Below are 16,565 nucleotides of genomic sequence, written 5' to 3'. Positions count from 1 at the left end.
ATGTCTCATGAGGCCGGATCATAGAAGGTGCCAGCGGGCAGGGTGGTCGCCTGACCGACCAGCTCTTCGCCGCCGAGCTGTGCCATAAGCGCGAGCATCTTGGACGCATCTTCCTCGGAGACCGGACCTTCGGCGGGAATGCCCGCGATCCAACCGGCTTTGAGCGCCTCGAATTGCGCGTCGTTTTTGACATTCATCCGCTCGCGCAACCGCTCCCAGGCCGCGTCATCTGTGGCCAAAAGCACCTTGGCTTGCCGCGAGGCGGCGGCCAGACCTTGAACAAGTTCGGGATGTCCGGCCAACACCTCGCCGCGCACCACATAGCCCAAAAGCGGCGTGTCGGGATTGAGGCCCAGAGCCAGAGACGCCTCGGACGTGGAGGCCAGAAGCCGCATACCGGAGGCTTCCATCTTTGCACCGAAATGCCAGAAATTGATCGCCCCATCCAATTCACCCGAGAGTGTCGATTTGAAAATCAGCGGCGGCGCGCCAAATACCTGTTCGGTCTCAGAGGCGAGGTCCTGACCGGTCATCTGTTCGGCATAGGCGCGCAGGATCAGCCAGCTTTTGTCATTGGGTCCGCCTGCAATGCCAATCTTGCCGCCTTTGAGATCGGCGAGGCTTTGCGCGGGGCTGTCTTTCGGCACGTAGAGCCCGCCGACGGCCTTGGAATAGGGGAGGAACACATAGTCCTTGCCCTCGGCGCGTTGGGCGGCGACCCAGAGCCAATCGGCCACGATCATATCGACTTCGCCCGCGGCAAGGGCTACGCGCGAGGCGGCGGCGCCTGCGACATCCATCGGCTCCAAGGTAAAACCCTGTGCGGTGTCAAAGCCGTTGTGGCGGATGGTGTCGACCTCCCAGGCCACGGTGCCGGACATGTAAAGCGCGGCCTTGAGCGTCGGCAGATCTTCGGCCTTGGCGGCCAGAGCGCCCGTGAGTGACATCGCCGCCGCCAGAGCGGCCAGCCCTTTGGTGAATTTCATCATGTGCAGTCCTCCCTGATTTTGAGTCTAGGCCCGGCCGGGAGACCGCGAAATACGACCAAAGCACAGGAGCGGTTTGAAAACCTGTTGAAAAGGACAGGTCGCAGGGGGCCTACGACCAATGGCCAATATGCGTGATGCCTCCGCATGCCGATCATTGCGGGGTATGAGCCCTGTCCTTCGCGCCTGTCCAGCTCGGAGGATCGTGCCTTGATTTCTATGGGAGGAACAAAATGAACAGGTTTGTAACGGCTGCGACGGCGGCCATCATGAGCTTTGGGCTTGCGGGCGGGGCCGTTGCCGGGGTCACCGAGGAAGACCTTTTGAACGACGCCACCACGCCGGGCGATGTGTTGACCAACGGCATGGGGCGCGATCTTCAGCGTTATTCGCCGCTCGATACGCTCAATAAGGACAACATCGAAAATCTTTTCCCGGCCTGGGCGTTCAGCTTTGGCGGTGAAAAACAGCGCGGTCAGGAAACCCAACCGCTGATCTATGACGGGGTCATGTATGTCACCGGGTCCTATTCGCGGATGTATGCGATTGATCTGAAAACCGGCGAGGAGCTTTGGCAGTATGACGCACGTCTGCCCGAAGGCATTCTGCCGTGTTGTGATGTGATCAACCGCGGTGGGGCGATTTACGGCGATAACATCTATTTCGGCACGCTGGACGCGCGCATCGTGGCGCTCGATCTGAAGACCGGCGATGTGAAATGGAACAAGAAAATCGCCGATTATAAAGAGGGATATTCCTACACGGCGGCGCCGCTGATCGTGAACGGGCTGGTGATCACCGGCAACTCCGGCGGCGAATTCGGCATCGTCGGCGAGGTGCAGGCCCGTGACGCGGAGACCGGCGATCTCGTGTGGACCCGTCCGGTGATCGAGGGCCATATGGGCACGCTCAATGGCGAAGAAAGCACCATGACCGGCACGCTCAATGCCACCTGGCCGGGCGATATGTGGAAAACCGGCGGCGGCGCCACATGGCTTGGCGGCTCTTATGATGCCGATACCGACACTTTGGTCTTTGGCACCGGCAACCCGGCGCCGTGGAACTCGCATCTGCGCAATGCCGGCACGCCGACCGAAGGCAACAAAGGCGACAACCTCTATGCCGCCTCGCGTCTGGGCATCGACCCGGCCACCGGCGAGATCAAATGGCATTTCCAGACCACGCCGCGCGAGGGCTGGGACTTTGACGGGGTGAACGAGGTCGTGGCTTTCACCGACAAGGACGGCAACAAACGGTTCGCGACCGCCGACCGCAACGGGTTCTTCTACGTGCTGAACCGTGAAGATGGCGCTTTCGTCAATGCGACGCCGTTTGTGTCCAACATCACCTGGGCCGAGGGCATCGACGAGACGGGCCGGCCGATCTATGTCGAAGACGCGCGTCCAGGCAATCCTTTGGAGGCCGAAAAGGGCCAGATGGTGTTTTCCGTGCCGTCCTTCCTGGGGGGCAAAAACTGGATGCCGATGGCGCACAGCCAGAAGACCGGGATGTTCTACGTGCCGTCGAACGAATGGGGTATGGACATCTGGAACGAGCCGATTTCCTACAAGAAAGGCGCGGCTTATCTTGGTGCGGGCTTTACCATCAAGCCCATCTTTGAAAGCCATATCGGCTCTTTGAAAGCGATTGAGCCGGAAACCGGCGAGATCAAATGGGACTTCCAGAACGACGCACCGCTCTGGGGCGGGGTGATGACCACCGCGGGCGGCCTCGTGTTCTTTGGCACGCCTGAGGGCGAGTTCATCGCGCTGGATGACGAGACCGGTGAAAAGCTCTGGTCCTTCCAGACCGGCTCCGGGATCGTCGGCCAGCCGGTGACCTATGAGTTCGAAGGCGAGCAATATGTCACCATCGTGTCCGGCTGGGGTGGCGCGGTTCCGCTCTGGGGCGGGGAAGTGGCCAAAAAGGTCAACTACCTGAACCAGGGCGGCACGGTCTGGACCTTTAAACTGCCGAAACAACTGGCCATGGCGAACTGAGCGCCATCAGCCTTTCACATGACAGATGCGCCCTGTTTCGGACAGGGCGCATCGCCGTTTGGTTCAGCCCTTGGGAGAGGGGGCGGAGAATACATATCCCGCCCCATAGACCGTGCGGATGATCTTCGGGGAGCGCGGATCGTCGCGCAATTTGCGGCGCAACCGGCTGATCCGGGCATCCATGCTGCGGTCGAACGGGTCGGCGGAACGGCCCGTGGTCGCATCCAGAAGCTGGTTGCGGCTCAGGACACGTCCGGGGGCTTTGACGAAGACCTGGAGAAGTTCCGCTTCCGCAGAACTCAGCTCCACCAGATCGCCACTCTTGTGATGCAGCACGCAGGCATCGAAATCGACCGTCCAGTCGCCGAAAGCAACGGTCTGGGCCGGGGGCTCGCCGCTGTCCCGCATCGTGCCTTCGCTGCGGCGCAACACGGCGCGGATGCGGGCGATCATCTCGCGCGGTTCGAAAGGTTTGACGATGTAATCGTCCGCGCCGATCTCCAGCCCCAGTATCCGGTCGGAAATGCTGCTGCGCCCGCTGACGATGATCCGCGGCAGGTCGTTGGGCAGGGTGCCGTGGCGCAACAGGTTGAGACCGTCGCCATCGGGCAGGCTCAGGTCGATCAGGCACAGATCGGGGGCGTTGCGTTCCACGGCGCGCAGGAACTCCGCCTGAAGCTGGAAACATTCGACGGTGACGCTGTAGCTTTCCAGGGACCGCGAAATGAGGCGGCAGATGTCGACATCGTCTTCGAGAAGGAAAATGCGGGTCATTTGGTTTTCAATTCCTCTGAGACTGGCGGGGCCGGTGGTCGAAACAGGCGAGCAGTTCTTGCTGTGTGAAGGGTTTCTTCAGAAAGGGCACGTCCGTGGGCCAGATGTCGTGTTCGAGATGTTCGGGCTTGCCGCTCATCAGAACGACATCGAGATCCGGGTGTCGTTCCGCCAGATGGTGGGCCAGCTCGACACCGTTCATTGCCCCGGGCATGTCGATGTCGGAAATGACCGCCGTGATGCCCTGGATCAGCTCGAGCACCTCGAGCGCCTCTTCGGCATCGCCTGCCTCGAGCACCGTGAAGCCGGTGGTCGAGAGCTTGCGACACAACGCGCGGCGCACGTCGGCGTCATCCTCGACCAGCAAGGCGATGCCACGATCCGGCGCGCTGCCGGGCAGGGCCTGCGGCGCGGTGGTCGGAATGTCCGGCAAAAGCGGGGCGCCGTATTCTTCGGGCGCCAGATCGACGCTGGGCAGGAGAATGGTGAACTCGCTGCCCTGACCCGGGGCGCTGGTGACATAGATCGCGCCGTTCGACTGTTCGACGAAGCCGTAGACCATGGACAGGCCGAGCCCCGAACCGCCCCCGGTTTTCGAGGTGAAGAAGGGTTCAAAAATCTTTTCCGTCAGATCCTCCGACATGCCGCAGCCGTCGTCCCGGATCGACAGGCTGACGTAATTGCCGGCCGGAAGGCGAGAGACTTCCGCCTCTGTCGCGGGCAGGACATAGGGGGCCAGCGTGATGTCGATCCGGCCCCGGCCGCCGGTGGCATCGCGGGCATTCAGCACGAGGTTCAGGAGCGCCATTTCGAATTGCGCCCGGTCGATAACCGCGCTGGGCAGGGAGGCGGTCTGGTGCAGTTCGATGGCAAGCGTGCTGGGGATCGAGGATTGCAGCAGGCTGTAGATTTCCCGGATCGCCTCGCCGATGTCCGTGGGTCTGGCGTCGAATTGTTCGCGCCGGGCCAGCGAGACGAGCCGCCTGGTGAGCGCCGAGCCGCGCCGCGCGGCGGCGATCGCGGGCATGATGAATTCCTCTGTGATATCCGCGCTGTCCGGGCGTTCGCTCAGCGGCAGGAGATTGCCGAGAATGACCGTCAGGAGATTGTTGAAATCGTGGGAAATGCCGCTGGCCATGCGCCCGAGCGCATCCATTTTCTGCGATTGCATGAGCGCGCGCATGGTGGCCTTGCGCCGGGTCACGTCGATCGAGACGAGATAGAAGCCGATGACCTCGCCGCTTGAGGGTTTTTCCGGGCGCAACAGGGTGCGCACATCCTTGAACTTCTGCTTGGGCAGTTCGACGCGCATTTCGAAATCGACCAGCATGCCGCGCCGCGCCTGTTCGAAGAACCGTGAGGATTGCTCCATGGTGTGTGGATGCAGGACGTCATAGGCGTTCTTCCCGATCATCTGCGCCGGGGTGATGCCGTAAGCGCGGGCAAAGCGTTTGTTGGCGTAGAGGATCGTGAAATCCCGGTCGATATGGGCGATGCCGGCGGGCACCTCGTTGGCGATCAGGCTCAGGCGTTCTTCGCTGGCGATGAGCTGTTGCGTGCGTGTGGCGATCAGATCGCGCAGCCGGTCGCGGTCGGCGGCCTCTTCTGAGGCGTCGCTCACGGTGACGAAACTGTCGCCTTGCCCGGTGGTCCTGATCTGGAGGTCGATGTTCGGCCCGTTCGGCGGGGAGACCAGATAAGAGCAGGTGGCGGAACCGGGAGCGCAGCCGCCCAGAAGCAGAACCGGCGCATTCCAGAAATCCGGCGAGACGAAATCCGACAATGTCATTCCGGGTCTGAGCGTCACGGTGCGGTTTTTCAGGAAGACGCTCAGCGCGGCATTGGTTTCCAGCAAATGCGCCTCTGCGTCAAAAATGGCCATTGCCTGCGGGCTTGCCGTGAAAATATCTCTGTAGACAGTCGTCGGTTTCTGCATGGTCCCACACCCGTTCCGGGGCATGCCCGGCTCAGGTCGCGATCATCGACCCGATGCGACCGCTTTCCAAGTGCTGAATCGAAACTGTTACAATTCGATACATTTCAGGCAAATTTAGGAAACACTGTTGTGTGCAGGTACTCCTGTCTCATGTGCGCCAGAGGAGGTGGCGTGGATGAGATATGGAGGAAAACATGTCAATTCAAAGTATCTACACCATCGGGCTTGACCCGAATGCGGCCAATTACGACGCCCTGACGCCGCTGTCTTTCGTCGAACGCAGTGCACAGATCTATCCGGAATTTCCGGCCGTGATCTATGGCGATATCCGCCGGAGCTGGGGCGAAACCTATGATCGGATCCGCCGTGCGGCCTCGGCCTTGCAGGGCCGTGGCGTGCAAAAGGGCGACACCGTCTCTATTGTTGCCGCCAATATCCCGGAGATGTTCGAGGCGCATTTCGCCGTGCCGATGTCGGGCGGAGTGCTCAACACGATCAACACCCGGCTCGATGCGGAGGCGATGGCCTTCATCCTGGCCCATGCCGAGGCCAAGGTGGTGCTCGTCGATCCCGAATTTTCCGACGTGGTGGACCGTGCCCTTCACATGAGCGGGATGAGCGACGTTCTGGTCGTCGATATCGAGGACGCGAGTTTCGACGGCGGACGCCGGATCGGGGCGCTGAGCTATGAGGCGCTGCTGGCCGAAGGCGACCCGGAGTTCCAGTGGCAGCCGCCGGAAAACGAGTGGGACGCGATTTCACTCAACTACACCTCGGGTACGACGGGCAACCCGAAAGGCGTCGTCTACCATCACCGCGGTGCGCATCTCAACGCGATGTCGAACATCGTCACCTGGGGCATGGCGCATCATTCGCGCTATCTCTGGACCCTGCCGATGTTCCATTGCAACGGCTGGTGTTTTCCGTGGACCATCGCGGCGAATGCCGGTGTCTGCGTCTGCCTGCGCGCGGTGCGGGCGGAGCCGATTTTCGAGCTGATCCGCGAGGAAAAGGTCACGCATTTCTGCGGCGCGCCGATCGTGTTGAATATGCTCGCCAACGCGCCCGATGCGCTCAAGGACTTCTCGCACGAGGTCAAGGTGATGACCGCAGGCGCTTCGCCGCCCGCTGCCGTGATCGCCAAGATGGAAGCCATGGGCATCGAGGTCACCCATGTCTACGGCCTGACCGAGACCTACGGGCCGTCGGTGGTCTGTGCCTGGAAAGCCGACTGGGATGGGCTCGGGGTCGAAGACAAGGCCGTCAAGAAAGCCCGTCAGGGGGTCCGCAATGTGGCGCTGAGCGGGCTGATGGTCGCCGACCCGGAGACGCTTGAGCCTGTGCCGTCGGATGGCACGACCATGGGCGAGATCTTCATGCGCGGCAACAACGTGATGAAGGGTTATCTCAAGAACCCCTCGGCGACGCAGAAATCCTTCACCGGCGGCTGGTTTGCCTCCGGCGATCTCGGCGTGATGCACCCCGACGGTTATGTCGAACTCAAGGACCGTTCCAAGGACATCATCATCTCCGGCGGGGAAAACATTTCCTCCATTGAGGTGGAGGATGTGCTCTACAAACACCCTGCCGTGATGGAGGCGGCTGTCGTTGCCAAGCCGGACGAGAAATGGGGCGAGACGCCCTGTGCCTTTGTCGATCTGAAACCCGGCGAAAGCGTCACCCAGGCCGAGATCATCGCGTTTTGCCGCCAGAACATGGCGCATTTCAAGGCGCCGAAAACGGTCATCTTCGGCCCGCTGCCGAAAACCTCGACCGGCAAGATCCAGAAATTCCTCCTGCGCGATCAGGCCCGGAACCTGAGGGAGGGGGAAGCATGAACCAGTCCCCCTACATCCTCGAAACCGAAGGTTTGACCAAGGGGTTTCGTGGCTTCACCGCCGTCGATCATGTCGATCTCAAGGTGAAACGTCATGAGATTCACGCGCTGATCGGACCGAATGGCGCGGGCAAGACCACGGTGTTCAACCTCTTGACCAAATTCCTGACGCCCACCAGCGGCTCGATCCGGTTCAACGGGCGCGACATCACTGCCGCCAAACCCGCCGAGATCGCTCGCATGGGCGTGATCCGGTCGTTCCAGATTTCGGCGGTGTTTCCGCATATGACGGCGCGTGAAAACGTGCGGGTGGCGCTGCAACGCAAGCTGGGGACGTCGTTCCAGTTCTGGCGCTCGGTCAAGACGCTCAACCGGCTCAACGAGCGCGCCGATGAGTTGCTCGATATGGTTGGCCTGTCACGCTTTGCCGATGCGATGGTGGCGGACATGTCATACGGGCGCAAACGCGCGCTCGAGATCGCGACAACGCTGGCGACCGAGCCGGAGATGATGCTTCTGGACGAGCCGACCCAGGGCATGGGGCGCGAGGATGTGGAACTGGTCACAGAGCTGATCCGCAAGGTTTCTGCCGGGCGCACGATCCTCATGGTCGAACACAATCTCGGCGTGGTCTCGACGCTCTGCGACACGATCACGGTGCTGCAACGTGGGTCGATCCTGACCGAGGGCAACTATGCCGAAGTCTCCGCCGACCCACGGGTCAAGGAAGCCTATATGGGGAAAGCGGCATGAGCATGGCAGTCATGGACAATCACGAGCTTGGCGGCCAGCACCTCTCCGAGCATATCGAAGAGCTGCGCCTGACGGATGTGCACGCCTATTACGGCGAGAGCCACGCGCTCCATGGCATCGACATGACGGTGTATCGGGGTGAACTGGTGACGCTTCTGGGCCGCAACGGGTCGGGGCGGACCACGACGCTGCGCGCCATCATGGGGCTGATCGGGCATCGCACCGGGTCGATCCACATCAAGGGCGAAGAGGTCATCGGCATGGCCCCGCACAAGATCGCGCATCTGGGCGTCGGCTATTGCCCCGAAGAGCGCGGCATCTTCGCAAGTCTCAGCGTCGAGGAAAACCTCATGCTGCCGCCGCAGGTCTGCGCGGGCGGCATGTCGGTCGCAGAGATTTACGAGATGTTCCCCAATCTTGCGGAACGTCGCAAGAGCCAGGGCACGCTGCTGTCCGGCGGCGAACAACAGATGCTCGCCATGGCGCGGATTCTGCGCACCGGGGCGAACATCCTTTTGCTCGACGAAATCACCGAAGGCCTTGCCCCGGTGATCGTCGACACCTTGGGCGAGGTTCTCATCACGCTCAAGCAACGTGGCTACACGGTGGTTCTGGTGGAGCAGAATTTCCGGTTCGCGGCCCCTTTGGCGGATCGTCACCTGATCATGGATCACGGTCACATCGCCACAACCGTTCTCAAGGACGAGCTGGAGGAGAAAGCGCACGTCTTTGAGGAATATCTCAGTGTTTAACGATAAATGGGAGGAAACCATGACACTTAAGAAGACCTTGATCGCGGGTGTCTCCGCGGCCTCGCTGCTCTGCGGGGCGGCATCGGCGGAGATCAGCGACGGCGTCGTCAAGATCGGCCTGATGAGCGATATGTCCGGCACCTATTCCGATGTGGCGGGCGAGGGCGCGGCGGTGGCAGCGCAGATGGCGATCGAAGAATTCGGCGGCACGGTCGCCGGTGCGCCGATCGAGATCGTAACCGCCGATCACCAGAACAAGGCCGACATCGCCGCCAACAAGGCGCGCGAATGGGCCGACACCGGGCAGGTCGATGCCTTTGCCGAGCTGGTGACCACCTCGGTCGCGCTGGCGGTGTTCGAAGTCGCCAAGCAGCAGAACAAGATCGCGCTGGTCTCCGGCTCTGCCTCGTCTCCGCTGACCAATGAGGCCTGTATCCCCACGGGTCTGCACTGGACCTACAACACCCGCGCTCTGGCGGTCGGCACCGGCTCGGCCATCGTGAAGGAAGGCGGCGATAGCTGGTATTTCCTGACTGCCGACTATGCCTTTGGTGAGGCGCTGGAACGCGATGTGTCGGCGGTGGTCGAGGCCTCGGGCGGCACGGTTCTGGGATCGGCGAAACATCCGTTCCCGGCCTCTGACTTCTCGTCCTTCATTTTGCAAGCCCAGGCCTCCGGCGCGAAGGTGATCGGTCTGGCCAATGCGGGCGCCGACACGGTGAATGCGATCAAGGCCGCCAATGAATTCGGCGTTGTCGCCGCTGGCCAGAAGATCGCGGGGCTTCTGGTCTTCATGCCGAACGTCAAATCCATCGGTCAGGACGTGGCGCAGGGGCTTCAGATGACGGTGTCCTTCTATTGGGACATGGACGACGAGACCCGCGCCTGGTCGCAGAAATTCTATGAGAAGACCGGCAAGATGCCGACGGGCATTCAGGCAGGGACCTATTCTTCCGTCCTGCATTACCTGAAAGCCATCGAAGCGACCGGCACGGACGATACCGACACGGTGCTCGCGAAGATGCGCGAAATGCCGGTCGAGGACATGTTCGCCAAAGGCGGCACGCTGCGCACCGACGGGCGCATGGTGCATGACATGTATCTGGCCGAGGTCAAGAAACCCTCCGAGTCCGAGGGCGAATGGGACCTGTTGAAAATCGTGCGCACCATTCCCGGCGAAGAGGCCTATGGCCCGCTGTCCGAGAGCACCTGTCCGACGAAATAACCCGAGACCGTCCCACCGGGGTCACCCGGTGGGATCAACCACGCAGGAAACATGACCATGCTGACAGATCTCCTAGGCTTTCCGCCACAGGTCCTCTTTGGCCAATTGCTCCTCGGTTTGATCAACGGGGCATTCTATGCTGTGCTCTCGCTCGGTCTCGCGGTGATTTTCGGCCTTTTGAATATCGTGAACTTCGCCCATGGGGCGCTTTACATGCTCGGCGCGTTTGCCACCGCCGGGCTGACCACCTATTTCGGCATCGGCTATTGGGGGGCGCTGATCCTCGCGCCGCTGATCGTCGGTGCAATCGGCATGCTGATCGAACGCTTCCTCCTGCGCCGTCTGAGCGGGGTGGACCATCTCTATGGCCTGTTGCTGACCTTCGGTCTGGCGCTGGTGATCGAGGGCAGTTTCGTCAAGCTCTTCGGCTCTTCCGGCTTGCCCTATGCGCCACCGCCCCAGCTCATGGGGGGCGTGAATCTCGGGTTCATGTTCCTGCCCTGGTATCGTGGCTGGGTCGTTCTGGCCGCCGTCGTGATGTGCCTCGTGACCTGGTATATTTTCGAGAAAACCAAGATTGGCGCCTATCTGCGTGCCGGTACGGAGAACCCGAAACTTTTGCAGGCCTTCGGGGTGAACGTGCCGCTTCTGACCACGCTGGCCTATGGCTACGGGGTCGCGCTTGCCGCCTTCGCAGGCGTTCTGGCCGCACCGATCACCCAGGTCAGCCCGCTGATGGGATCGAACCTGATCATCGTGGTCTTCGCCGTTGTCGTGATCGGCGGTATGGGCTCGATCATGGGCGCCATCGTCACCGGCCTGTCCATGGGCGTGATCGAGGGGCTGACCAAAGTGTTCTGGCCCGAGGCCTCCGCCACCGTGATCTTTGCCGTCATGGCCATCGTGCTCGTGCTGCGCCCGGCGGGCCTGTTCGGCAATGCGACGTAAGGGGGCAGACAGATGAACACCAAACTTGCTTATCTCATCGCCTTCGCCCTTTTGCTGATGGCGCCGCTCGTGCTCTATCCTGTCTTCCTGATGAAGCTGCTGTGCTTTGCGCTCTTCGCCTCTGCCTTCAACCTCATCCTGGGCTTCGGCGGGTTGCTGAGCTTTGGCCACGCCGCCTTTTTCGGGGGCGCGGCCTATATCACCGGGCATGCGCTCAAGGTCTGGGGCCTTCCGACCGAACTGGGCATCCTCATCGGCGCTTTGTCCTCCGGTGTCCTGGGCCTCGCGATCGGCCTGCTCGCCATCCGGCGGCAGGGCATCTATTTCGCGATGATCACCCTCGCCATGGCGCAGATGGTCTACTTCTTCTTCATCAGCGCAGATTTCAGCGGCGGTGAGAACGGCCTTCAGGGCGTGCCGCGCGGCAGCTTCCTCGGCCTTGTGGACCTCCAGAACAACACGGCGATGTATTACTTTGTCCTGGGCGTCTTCGTGCTGGGCTATTTCCTCATCGCGCGCGCCGTGCATTCGCCCTTCGGGCAGGTGCTGTCGGCCATTCGCGACAATGAGGCGCGGGCGAAATCTCTGGGCTACGATGTGGAGCGCTACAAGCTTCTGGCCTTCGTCCTTTCCGCGACCATCGCGGGGCTGGCGGGCGCGACGAAAACCGTGGTGTTTCAGCTCGCCTCCCTCACCGATGCGCATTGGCACATGTCGGGCGAGGTGGTGCTCATGACGCTTCTGGGCGGGCTTGGCACCATCGCGGGTCCGGCCATCGGCGCGGGCATCATCGTCACGCTGCAAAACACGCTGGCCTCCGGCCCCCTGTCATCCTGGGTGCCTGTCGTCTTGGGCCTGATCTTCGTCCTCTGCGTCCTCGCCTTCCGGCGCGGTGTGGTCGGGGAAATCCAGGCCCTCATCCGTAAATCGTTTTGAAAGGAACACCATGACCGTCATCCAAACCGTAGGTGTCATTGGCGCGGGTCAGATGGGACGGGGCATTGCCCAGGTCTTTGCGCAATCCGGCTATGACGTGATGCTTCAGGACGTCTCCTCCGATGCCCTGGGCATTGCCGAAGGGTTCATCAGGGACCGTCTCGACCGCAATGTCTCCTCGGGCAAGATGACGGTCGGTGAGCGGGCGGAAACACTCGGGCGGCTCTCTTATGGCTCCTCCATCGAGCCGCTCGGGGCCCGCGATCTTATCGTCGAAAGCGCGACGGAAAAGGAGGCGGTCAAAGTGGCGATTTTCGAGAGTCTCCTGCCGCATCTGTCCGATCATACGCTCCTGACTACGAACACCTCGTCGCTGTCGATCACCCGGCTGGCGGCGCATACCGACCGGCCCGAACGCTTTATGGGGCTGCATTTCATGAACCCGGTTCCGGTGATGAAACTCGTGGAACTGATCCGCGGCATTGCCACCGATGAGACGACATTCAAGACCATGCAAGAGGTCGTCGCCCGCCTCGGCAAGACCGGCACCGTGTCGGAAGATTACCCGGCCTTCATCGTCAACCGCATCCTTGTGCCGATGATCAACGAGGCGGTCTACACCCTGTTTGAAGGCGTCGGGAATGTCGCCTCCATCGACGCCTCGATGAAGCTCGGTGCGAACCAGCCGATGGGGCCTTTGGAATTGGCCGATTTCATCGGGCTCGACACCTGCCTGTCGATCATGGGCGTGCTCAACGACGGGCTCGCCGACAGCAAATACCGGCCCTGTCCGCTTCTGGTGAAATATGTCGAGGCCGGTTGGCTCGGTCGCAAGACCGGGCGTGGATTTTACGATTATCGCGGCGCGGACGGCATCCCCGTCCCGACGCGCTGAACATGGAAGAAAAGGAGTTTACGCATGAAGGTATTGGTACCTGTTAAACGCGTGATCGACTACAACGTGAAGGTCAAGGTTAAGACCGACGGCACGGGTGTCGATCTTGCGAACGTGAAGATGTCGATGAACCCGTTCGACGAGATCGCGGTCGAAGAGGCCATTCGTCTCAAGGAGGCCGGCGTGGCTTCCGAGGTGGTCGTGGTGTCGATCGGCGAGAAGAAATCCGTGGATACGATCCGCAACGCGCTCGCCATGGGCGCGGATCGCGGCATCCTGATCGAAGAGGATCAGGGCGTCGACATCGAGCCGCTCGCGGTTGCGAAAATCCTCGCCAAAGTGGTCGAAGAGGAAGCCCCCGAGCTGGTGATCCTCGGCAAGCAGGCCATCGACAACGACATGAATGCGACAGGCCAGATGCTGGCCGCCCTTCTCGGTTGGGGTCAGGCGACCTTTGCCTCCGAGATGGAAATCGCGGACGGCAAGGCCGTGGTGACCCGCGAAGTGGACGGCGGTCTTCAGACCATCTCCGTTGCGCTTCCGGCCATCGTGACGACCGATCTGCGGCTCAACGAGCCGCGTTATGCCTCGCTGCCGAACATCATGAAGGCGAAGAAAAAGCCTTTGGATGAGAAAACCGCCGCCGATTACGGCGTCGACACGGCCCCGCGTCTCACGGTGGTCACCACCGAAGAGCCCGCAGCGCGTGAAGCCGGGATCAAGGTCGGCTCCGTCGATGAACTTGTCGCGAAACTCAAAGAGGGAGGTCTGGTCTGATGGCTGTTCTGCTTCTCGCCGAAGTCGCGGGCGGTGCGCTCGCTGTTGATGCCACCGCAAAGGCGGCCACTGCTGGTGCCAAACTGGGCGATGTGACCGTGCTGGTCTGCGGCCCCTCTGCCGCGGGTGAAGCGGCCGCCAAACTCGATGGCGTGTCCAAGGTTCTGGTCGCAGATGACGCGGCTTACGCCAACGGTCTGGCCGAAAACCTCGCCGATCTGATCGTGTCCCTCGCGGGCGATTATTCCCACATCATCGCGCCTGCGACCACCACCGGCAAAAACGTTCTGCCGCGCGTCGCCGCGCTTTTGGACGTGATGGTGATCTCGGATGTGACCGAGGTTGTCGACGCCGACACGTTCAAACGTCCGGTCTATGCGGGCAACGCGGTGCAGACCGTGAAATCCGCGGATGCGACGAAAGTCATCTCCTTCCGCACTTCGACCTTCGAGGCGGCGGGCAGCGGCGGTTCCGCGGCGATCGAGGCGGCCTCGGGCGCGGGGGACACCGGCCTGTCGGCCTTTGTCGAGGACAAGGTGGCGGAAAGCGACCGCCCGGAACTGACCAGCGCGAAGATCGTCGTCTCGGGCGGGCGCGGTGTCGGCTCGGAGGAGAGCTTTGCGATCATCGAGGCGCTCGCCGACAAGCTCGGCGCGGCCGTGGGCGCGTCGCGTGCAGCGGTCGACAGCGGGTTTGCGCCGAACGACTGGCAGGTCGGCCAGACCGGCAAGGTGGTAGCGCCCGAGCTTTACATCGCCTGCGGCATCTCGGGTGCGATCCAGCACCTCGCGGGGATGAAGGATTCCAAGGTGATCGTCGCGATCAACAAGGACGAAGAAGCCCCGATCTTCCAGGTCGCAGACTTCGGCCTCGTCGCGGATCTCTTCGACGCCGTGCCAGAATTGACCGAGAAATTGTGAGAAACAGGAAATACATCAGATGACTTATGTTGCACCGACAGAGGACATGATGTTCGTCCTCGAAGAGCTTTGCGGGCTGGACGAGATCGCGCAGCTCCCGGGGCTTGAGGACGCGACCGCCGACATGGTGGGCGCGATCCTCGAAGAGGCGGGGAAATTCGCGGGCGATGTGCTCGGGCCGCTCAATGCTGTGGGCGATCAGTCCGGTCTCGGGTTTTGCGAGGGGCAGGTGACCACGCCCGAGGGCTGGAGTGCCGCCTATCACACGCTGGTCGAGATGGGCTGGAACGCCCCCACGGCCTCCCCGGATCACGGCGGCATGGGCTTGCCCGAGGTGGTGAATGCCGCCATTCTCGAAATGTTCAACGGCGCGAACACGGCGTTTCAGCTCTGTCCGCTTTTGACCCAGGGCGCGATCGAGGCGATCAATGGCTACGCCTCCGACGATCTCAAGGCGCTCTACCTGCCGAAACTCGTGACCGGGGAATGGACCGGGACGATGAACCTGACCGAACCGCAGGCGGGCTCCGATCTGGCGGCGATCCGCTCCAGGGCGGTGCCGGAGGGGGATCACTACCGGATCAGCGGCCAGAAGATTTTCATCACCTATGGCGAACATGACATGGCGGAAAACATCGTCCATCTCGTGCTTGCGCGCCTGCCGGATGCGCCGGCGGGGGTGAAAGGTATTTCGCTCTTCATCGTACCGAAATTTATCCCGGATGCCGAGGGCGCACCGGGGACGCGCAACGATCTGCGCTGTGTGTCGATCGAGCACAAGCTGGGCATCCATGCCAGCCCGACCTGCACCATGTCCTATGGCGATGAGGGCGGAGCTATCGGCTATCTGGTGGGCGAACCCAACAAGGGGCTTCCGTACATGTTCACCATGATGAACAACGCACGCCTCGGTGTCGGTCTGCAAGGTGTCGGTATTTCCGAAGCGGCCACGCAACACGCGGTGCGCTATGCCATGGACCGGGTACAGGGAGGCACGCCAGAGGGCGCGGAAGCCACGATCATGGGGCACCCGGACATTCGCCGGATGCTGGGCCTGATGAAGGCGCGGACCGAGGCGGCGCGGGCCTTGGCGTTCCGGGCGGCGCGGTCTCTGGATTTCGCGCATCGTTCGGAGGACGAGGAAACCCGCGCCCATCACCAACGTCGCGTGGATCTTTTGATCCCGGTGGCGAAAGCCTGGTCGACGGAGCTTTCCGTGCAGGCGGCATCGCTGGGCGTGCAGGTGCATGGTGGCATGGGTTACATCGAGGAAACCGGTGCGGCGCAGCACCTGCGCGATGCGCGGATCACCACGATCTACGAGGGCACGACCGGCATTCAGGCGCTCGATCTCGTCGGACGCAAGATCAAGCGGGACAACGGCACCGCCGCGCGTGAGTTGATCGTCGAGATGAAAACGACCGCCGCGGCGCTCAAGGTGCAAAGCGGCGGGGATGCCGATTGGGCGGGGCTCGCCTCGATGGTCGAAGAGGCCGCAGGCATCGTCAGCGACCTGACCGATTGGCTGGTGGCGCAGAACGGCACGGAGCCTTTGTCGGCGGCGGTCAATATCCTTGAGACCTTCGGCATTTGCCTCGGGGCCTGGGTGATGGGCGATGCGGCAATGGCGGCGTCCAGGCGCCTCGCGGAAGGGCGCAACACGACCCATGCCAAGGCCAAGCTGAGCATGGTGCGGTTCTACGCCAGCAACGTCTTTCCAATGGCGGCGGCCCTGCATGCGATTTCCAAGGCCGGTAATGGTGCGACGCTTGCGCTCACGGCGGCGGATTTCGATCTCGCGATCTGAGGCCTTCGGCGCGGGCGAC

Annotated in this window: 14 protein-coding genes; 11 read left to right on the top strand and 3 right to left on the bottom strand. The window is 62.0% G+C overall.

The window, feature by feature from the left end; translation table 11 throughout:
- Positions 1–5: 5 nt before the first annotated feature.
- The gene (locus CEW89_RS05715; RefSeq protein ID WP_096805231.1) at positions 6–989 is read right to left on the bottom strand and encodes an ABC transporter substrate-binding protein; all 984 of its coding nucleotides are present in this window, start codon (positions 987–989) and stop codon (positions 6–8) included.
- Positions 990–1,219: 230 nt separating this feature from the next.
- On the opposite strand from CEW89_RS05715, the gene CEW89_RS05710 reads away from it, so the two are divergent.
- The gene (locus tag CEW89_RS05710; RefSeq protein WP_198403505.1) at positions 1,220–2,986 is read left to right on the top strand and encodes a PQQ-dependent methanol/ethanol family dehydrogenase; all 1,767 of its coding nucleotides are present in this window, start codon (positions 1,220–1,222) and stop codon (positions 2,984–2,986) included.
- A gap of 63 nt (positions 2,987–3,049) precedes the next feature.
- Here the strand turns inward: CEW89_RS05710 and CEW89_RS05705 are convergent, their stop codons facing one another.
- Together CEW89_RS05705 and CEW89_RS05700 are read right to left on the bottom strand one after the other, a co-directional pair.
- A complete protein-coding gene (locus CEW89_RS05705) occupies positions 3,050–3,760 on the bottom strand; it encodes a response regulator transcription factor (RefSeq protein WP_096805230.1) in 711 nt (236 codons plus the stop codon).
- A 7-nt stretch (positions 3,761–3,767) separates the two neighbouring features.
- On the bottom strand, positions 3,768–5,642 hold the full coding sequence (locus tag CEW89_RS05700; protein ID WP_198403504.1) for an ATP-binding response regulator: 1,875 nt from the start codon (positions 5,640–5,642) through the stop codon (positions 3,768–3,770).
- Positions 5,643–5,890: 248 nt separating this feature from the next.
- Here CEW89_RS05700 and CEW89_RS05695 point away from each other — a divergent pair, with 248 nt between their 5' ends.
- The 10 genes from CEW89_RS05695 to CEW89_RS05650 are packed head-to-tail and all read left to right on the top strand — an operon-like array spanning position 5,891 to position 16,546.
- Positions 5,891–7,534 carry an acyl-CoA synthetase gene (locus CEW89_RS05695; RefSeq protein ID WP_096807141.1) on the top strand — a complete coding sequence of 548 codons (1,644 nt, stop codon included), beginning with the start codon at positions 5,891–5,893 and terminating at the stop codon, positions 7,532–7,534.
- Positions 7,531–8,286, top strand: coding sequence for an ABC transporter ATP-binding protein (locus CEW89_RS05690; protein WP_066706754.1), 756 nt, complete (start codon positions 7,531–7,533; stop codon positions 8,284–8,286). The genes CEW89_RS05695 and CEW89_RS05690 overlap by 4 nt, the downstream gene beginning before the upstream one ends.
- Before the next feature lie 2 nt (positions 8,287–8,288).
- Positions 8,289–9,038 (top strand): ABC transporter ATP-binding protein, encoded by a 750-nt coding sequence (locus CEW89_RS05685; protein WP_096805228.1) that lies wholly within the window; start codon positions 8,289–8,291, stop codon positions 9,036–9,038.
- 19 nt (positions 9,039–9,057) lie between these two features.
- Positions 9,058–10,263 (top strand): ABC transporter substrate-binding protein, encoded by a 1,206-nt coding sequence (locus tag CEW89_RS05680; protein WP_066706761.1) that lies wholly within the window; start codon positions 9,058–9,060, stop codon positions 10,261–10,263.
- 57 nt (positions 10,264–10,320) lie between these two features.
- A complete protein-coding gene (locus tag CEW89_RS05675; protein WP_198403503.1) occupies positions 10,321–11,211 on the top strand; it encodes a branched-chain amino acid ABC transporter permease in 891 nt (296 codons plus the stop codon).
- 12 nt (positions 11,212–11,223) lie between these two features.
- The gene (locus CEW89_RS05670) at positions 11,224–12,147 is read left to right on the top strand and encodes a branched-chain amino acid ABC transporter permease (protein WP_096805227.1); all 924 of its coding nucleotides are present in this window, start codon (positions 11,224–11,226) and stop codon (positions 12,145–12,147) included.
- A gap of 10 nt (positions 12,148–12,157) precedes the next feature.
- Entirely contained in the window at positions 12,158–13,042 is an 885-nt protein-coding gene (locus CEW89_RS05665) for a 3-hydroxybutyryl-CoA dehydrogenase (RefSeq protein ID WP_066706767.1), read from the top strand.
- Positions 13,043–13,066: 24 nt separating this feature from the next.
- Positions 13,067–13,819 carry an electron transfer flavoprotein subunit beta/FixA family protein gene (locus CEW89_RS05660; RefSeq protein WP_096805226.1) on the top strand — a complete coding sequence of 251 codons (753 nt, stop codon included), beginning with the start codon at positions 13,067–13,069 and terminating at the stop codon, positions 13,817–13,819.
- Positions 13,819–14,739, top strand: a complete 921-nt coding sequence (locus CEW89_RS05655) for an electron transfer flavoprotein subunit alpha/FixB family protein (protein ID WP_096805225.1) — start codon at positions 13,819–13,821, stop codon at positions 14,737–14,739. The genes CEW89_RS05660 and CEW89_RS05655 overlap by 1 nt, the downstream gene beginning before the upstream one ends.
- 19 nt (positions 14,740–14,758) lie before the next feature.
- Positions 14,759–16,546 carry an acyl-CoA dehydrogenase gene (locus CEW89_RS05650; RefSeq protein WP_096805224.1) on the top strand — a complete coding sequence of 596 codons (1,788 nt, stop codon included), beginning with the start codon at positions 14,759–14,761 and terminating at the stop codon, positions 16,544–16,546.
- Positions 16,547–16,565 lie beyond the last annotated feature (19 nt).

Origin of the sequence: Celeribacter ethanolicus (assembly GCF_002407265.1) — a bacterium.
GTDB classification, from domain to species: domain Bacteria; phylum Pseudomonadota; class Alphaproteobacteria; order Rhodobacterales; family Rhodobacteraceae; genus Celeribacter; species Celeribacter ethanolicus.
The sequence above is the reverse complement of the archived record's forward strand: the minus strand, read 5'-3'. Positions and strand labels throughout refer to the sequence as shown.

Excerpts from the sequence above, each read along its gene's own strand:
- CEW89_RS05650 (WP_096805224.1), top strand. The coding sequence starts at position 14,759 with ATGACTTATGTTGCACCGACAGAGGACATGATGTTCGTCCTCGAAGAG.
- CEW89_RS05660 (WP_096805226.1), top strand. The coding sequence starts at position 13,067 with ATGAAGGTATTGGTACCTGTTAAACGCGTGATCGACTACAACGTGAAG.
- CEW89_RS05705 (WP_096805230.1), bottom strand. The coding sequence starts at position 3,760 with ATGACCCGCATTTTCCTTCTCGAAGACGATGTCGACATCTGCCGCCTC.
- CEW89_RS05715 (WP_096805231.1), bottom strand. The coding sequence starts at position 989 with ATGATGAAATTCACCAAAGGGCTGGCCGCTCTGGCGGCGGCGATGTCA.
- CEW89_RS05690 (WP_066706754.1), top strand. The coding sequence starts at position 7,531 with ATGAACCAGTCCCCCTACATCCTCGAAACCGAAGGTTTGACCAAGGGG.
- CEW89_RS05685 (WP_096805228.1), top strand. The coding sequence starts at position 8,289 with ATGGCAGTCATGGACAATCACGAGCTTGGCGGCCAGCACCTCTCCGAG.
- CEW89_RS05670 (WP_096805227.1), top strand. The coding sequence starts at position 11,224 with ATGAACACCAAACTTGCTTATCTCATCGCCTTCGCCCTTTTGCTGATG.
- CEW89_RS05680 (WP_066706761.1), top strand. The coding sequence starts at position 9,058 with ATGACACTTAAGAAGACCTTGATCGCGGGTGTCTCCGCGGCCTCGCTG.
- CEW89_RS05665 (WP_066706767.1), top strand. The coding sequence starts at position 12,158 with ATGACCGTCATCCAAACCGTAGGTGTCATTGGCGCGGGTCAGATGGGA.
- CEW89_RS05700 (WP_198403504.1), bottom strand. The coding sequence starts at position 5,642 with ATGGCCATTTTTGACGCAGAGGCGCATTTGCTGGAAACCAATGCCGCG.
- CEW89_RS05710 (WP_198403505.1), top strand. The coding sequence starts at position 1,220 with ATGAACAGGTTTGTAACGGCTGCGACGGCGGCCATCATGAGCTTTGGG.
- CEW89_RS05675 (WP_198403503.1), top strand. The coding sequence starts at position 10,321 with ATGCTGACAGATCTCCTAGGCTTTCCGCCACAGGTCCTCTTTGGCCAA.
- CEW89_RS05695 (WP_096807141.1), top strand. The coding sequence starts at position 5,891 with ATGTCAATTCAAAGTATCTACACCATCGGGCTTGACCCGAATGCGGCC.
- CEW89_RS05655 (WP_096805225.1), top strand. The coding sequence starts at position 13,819 with ATGGCTGTTCTGCTTCTCGCCGAAGTCGCGGGCGGTGCGCTCGCTGTT.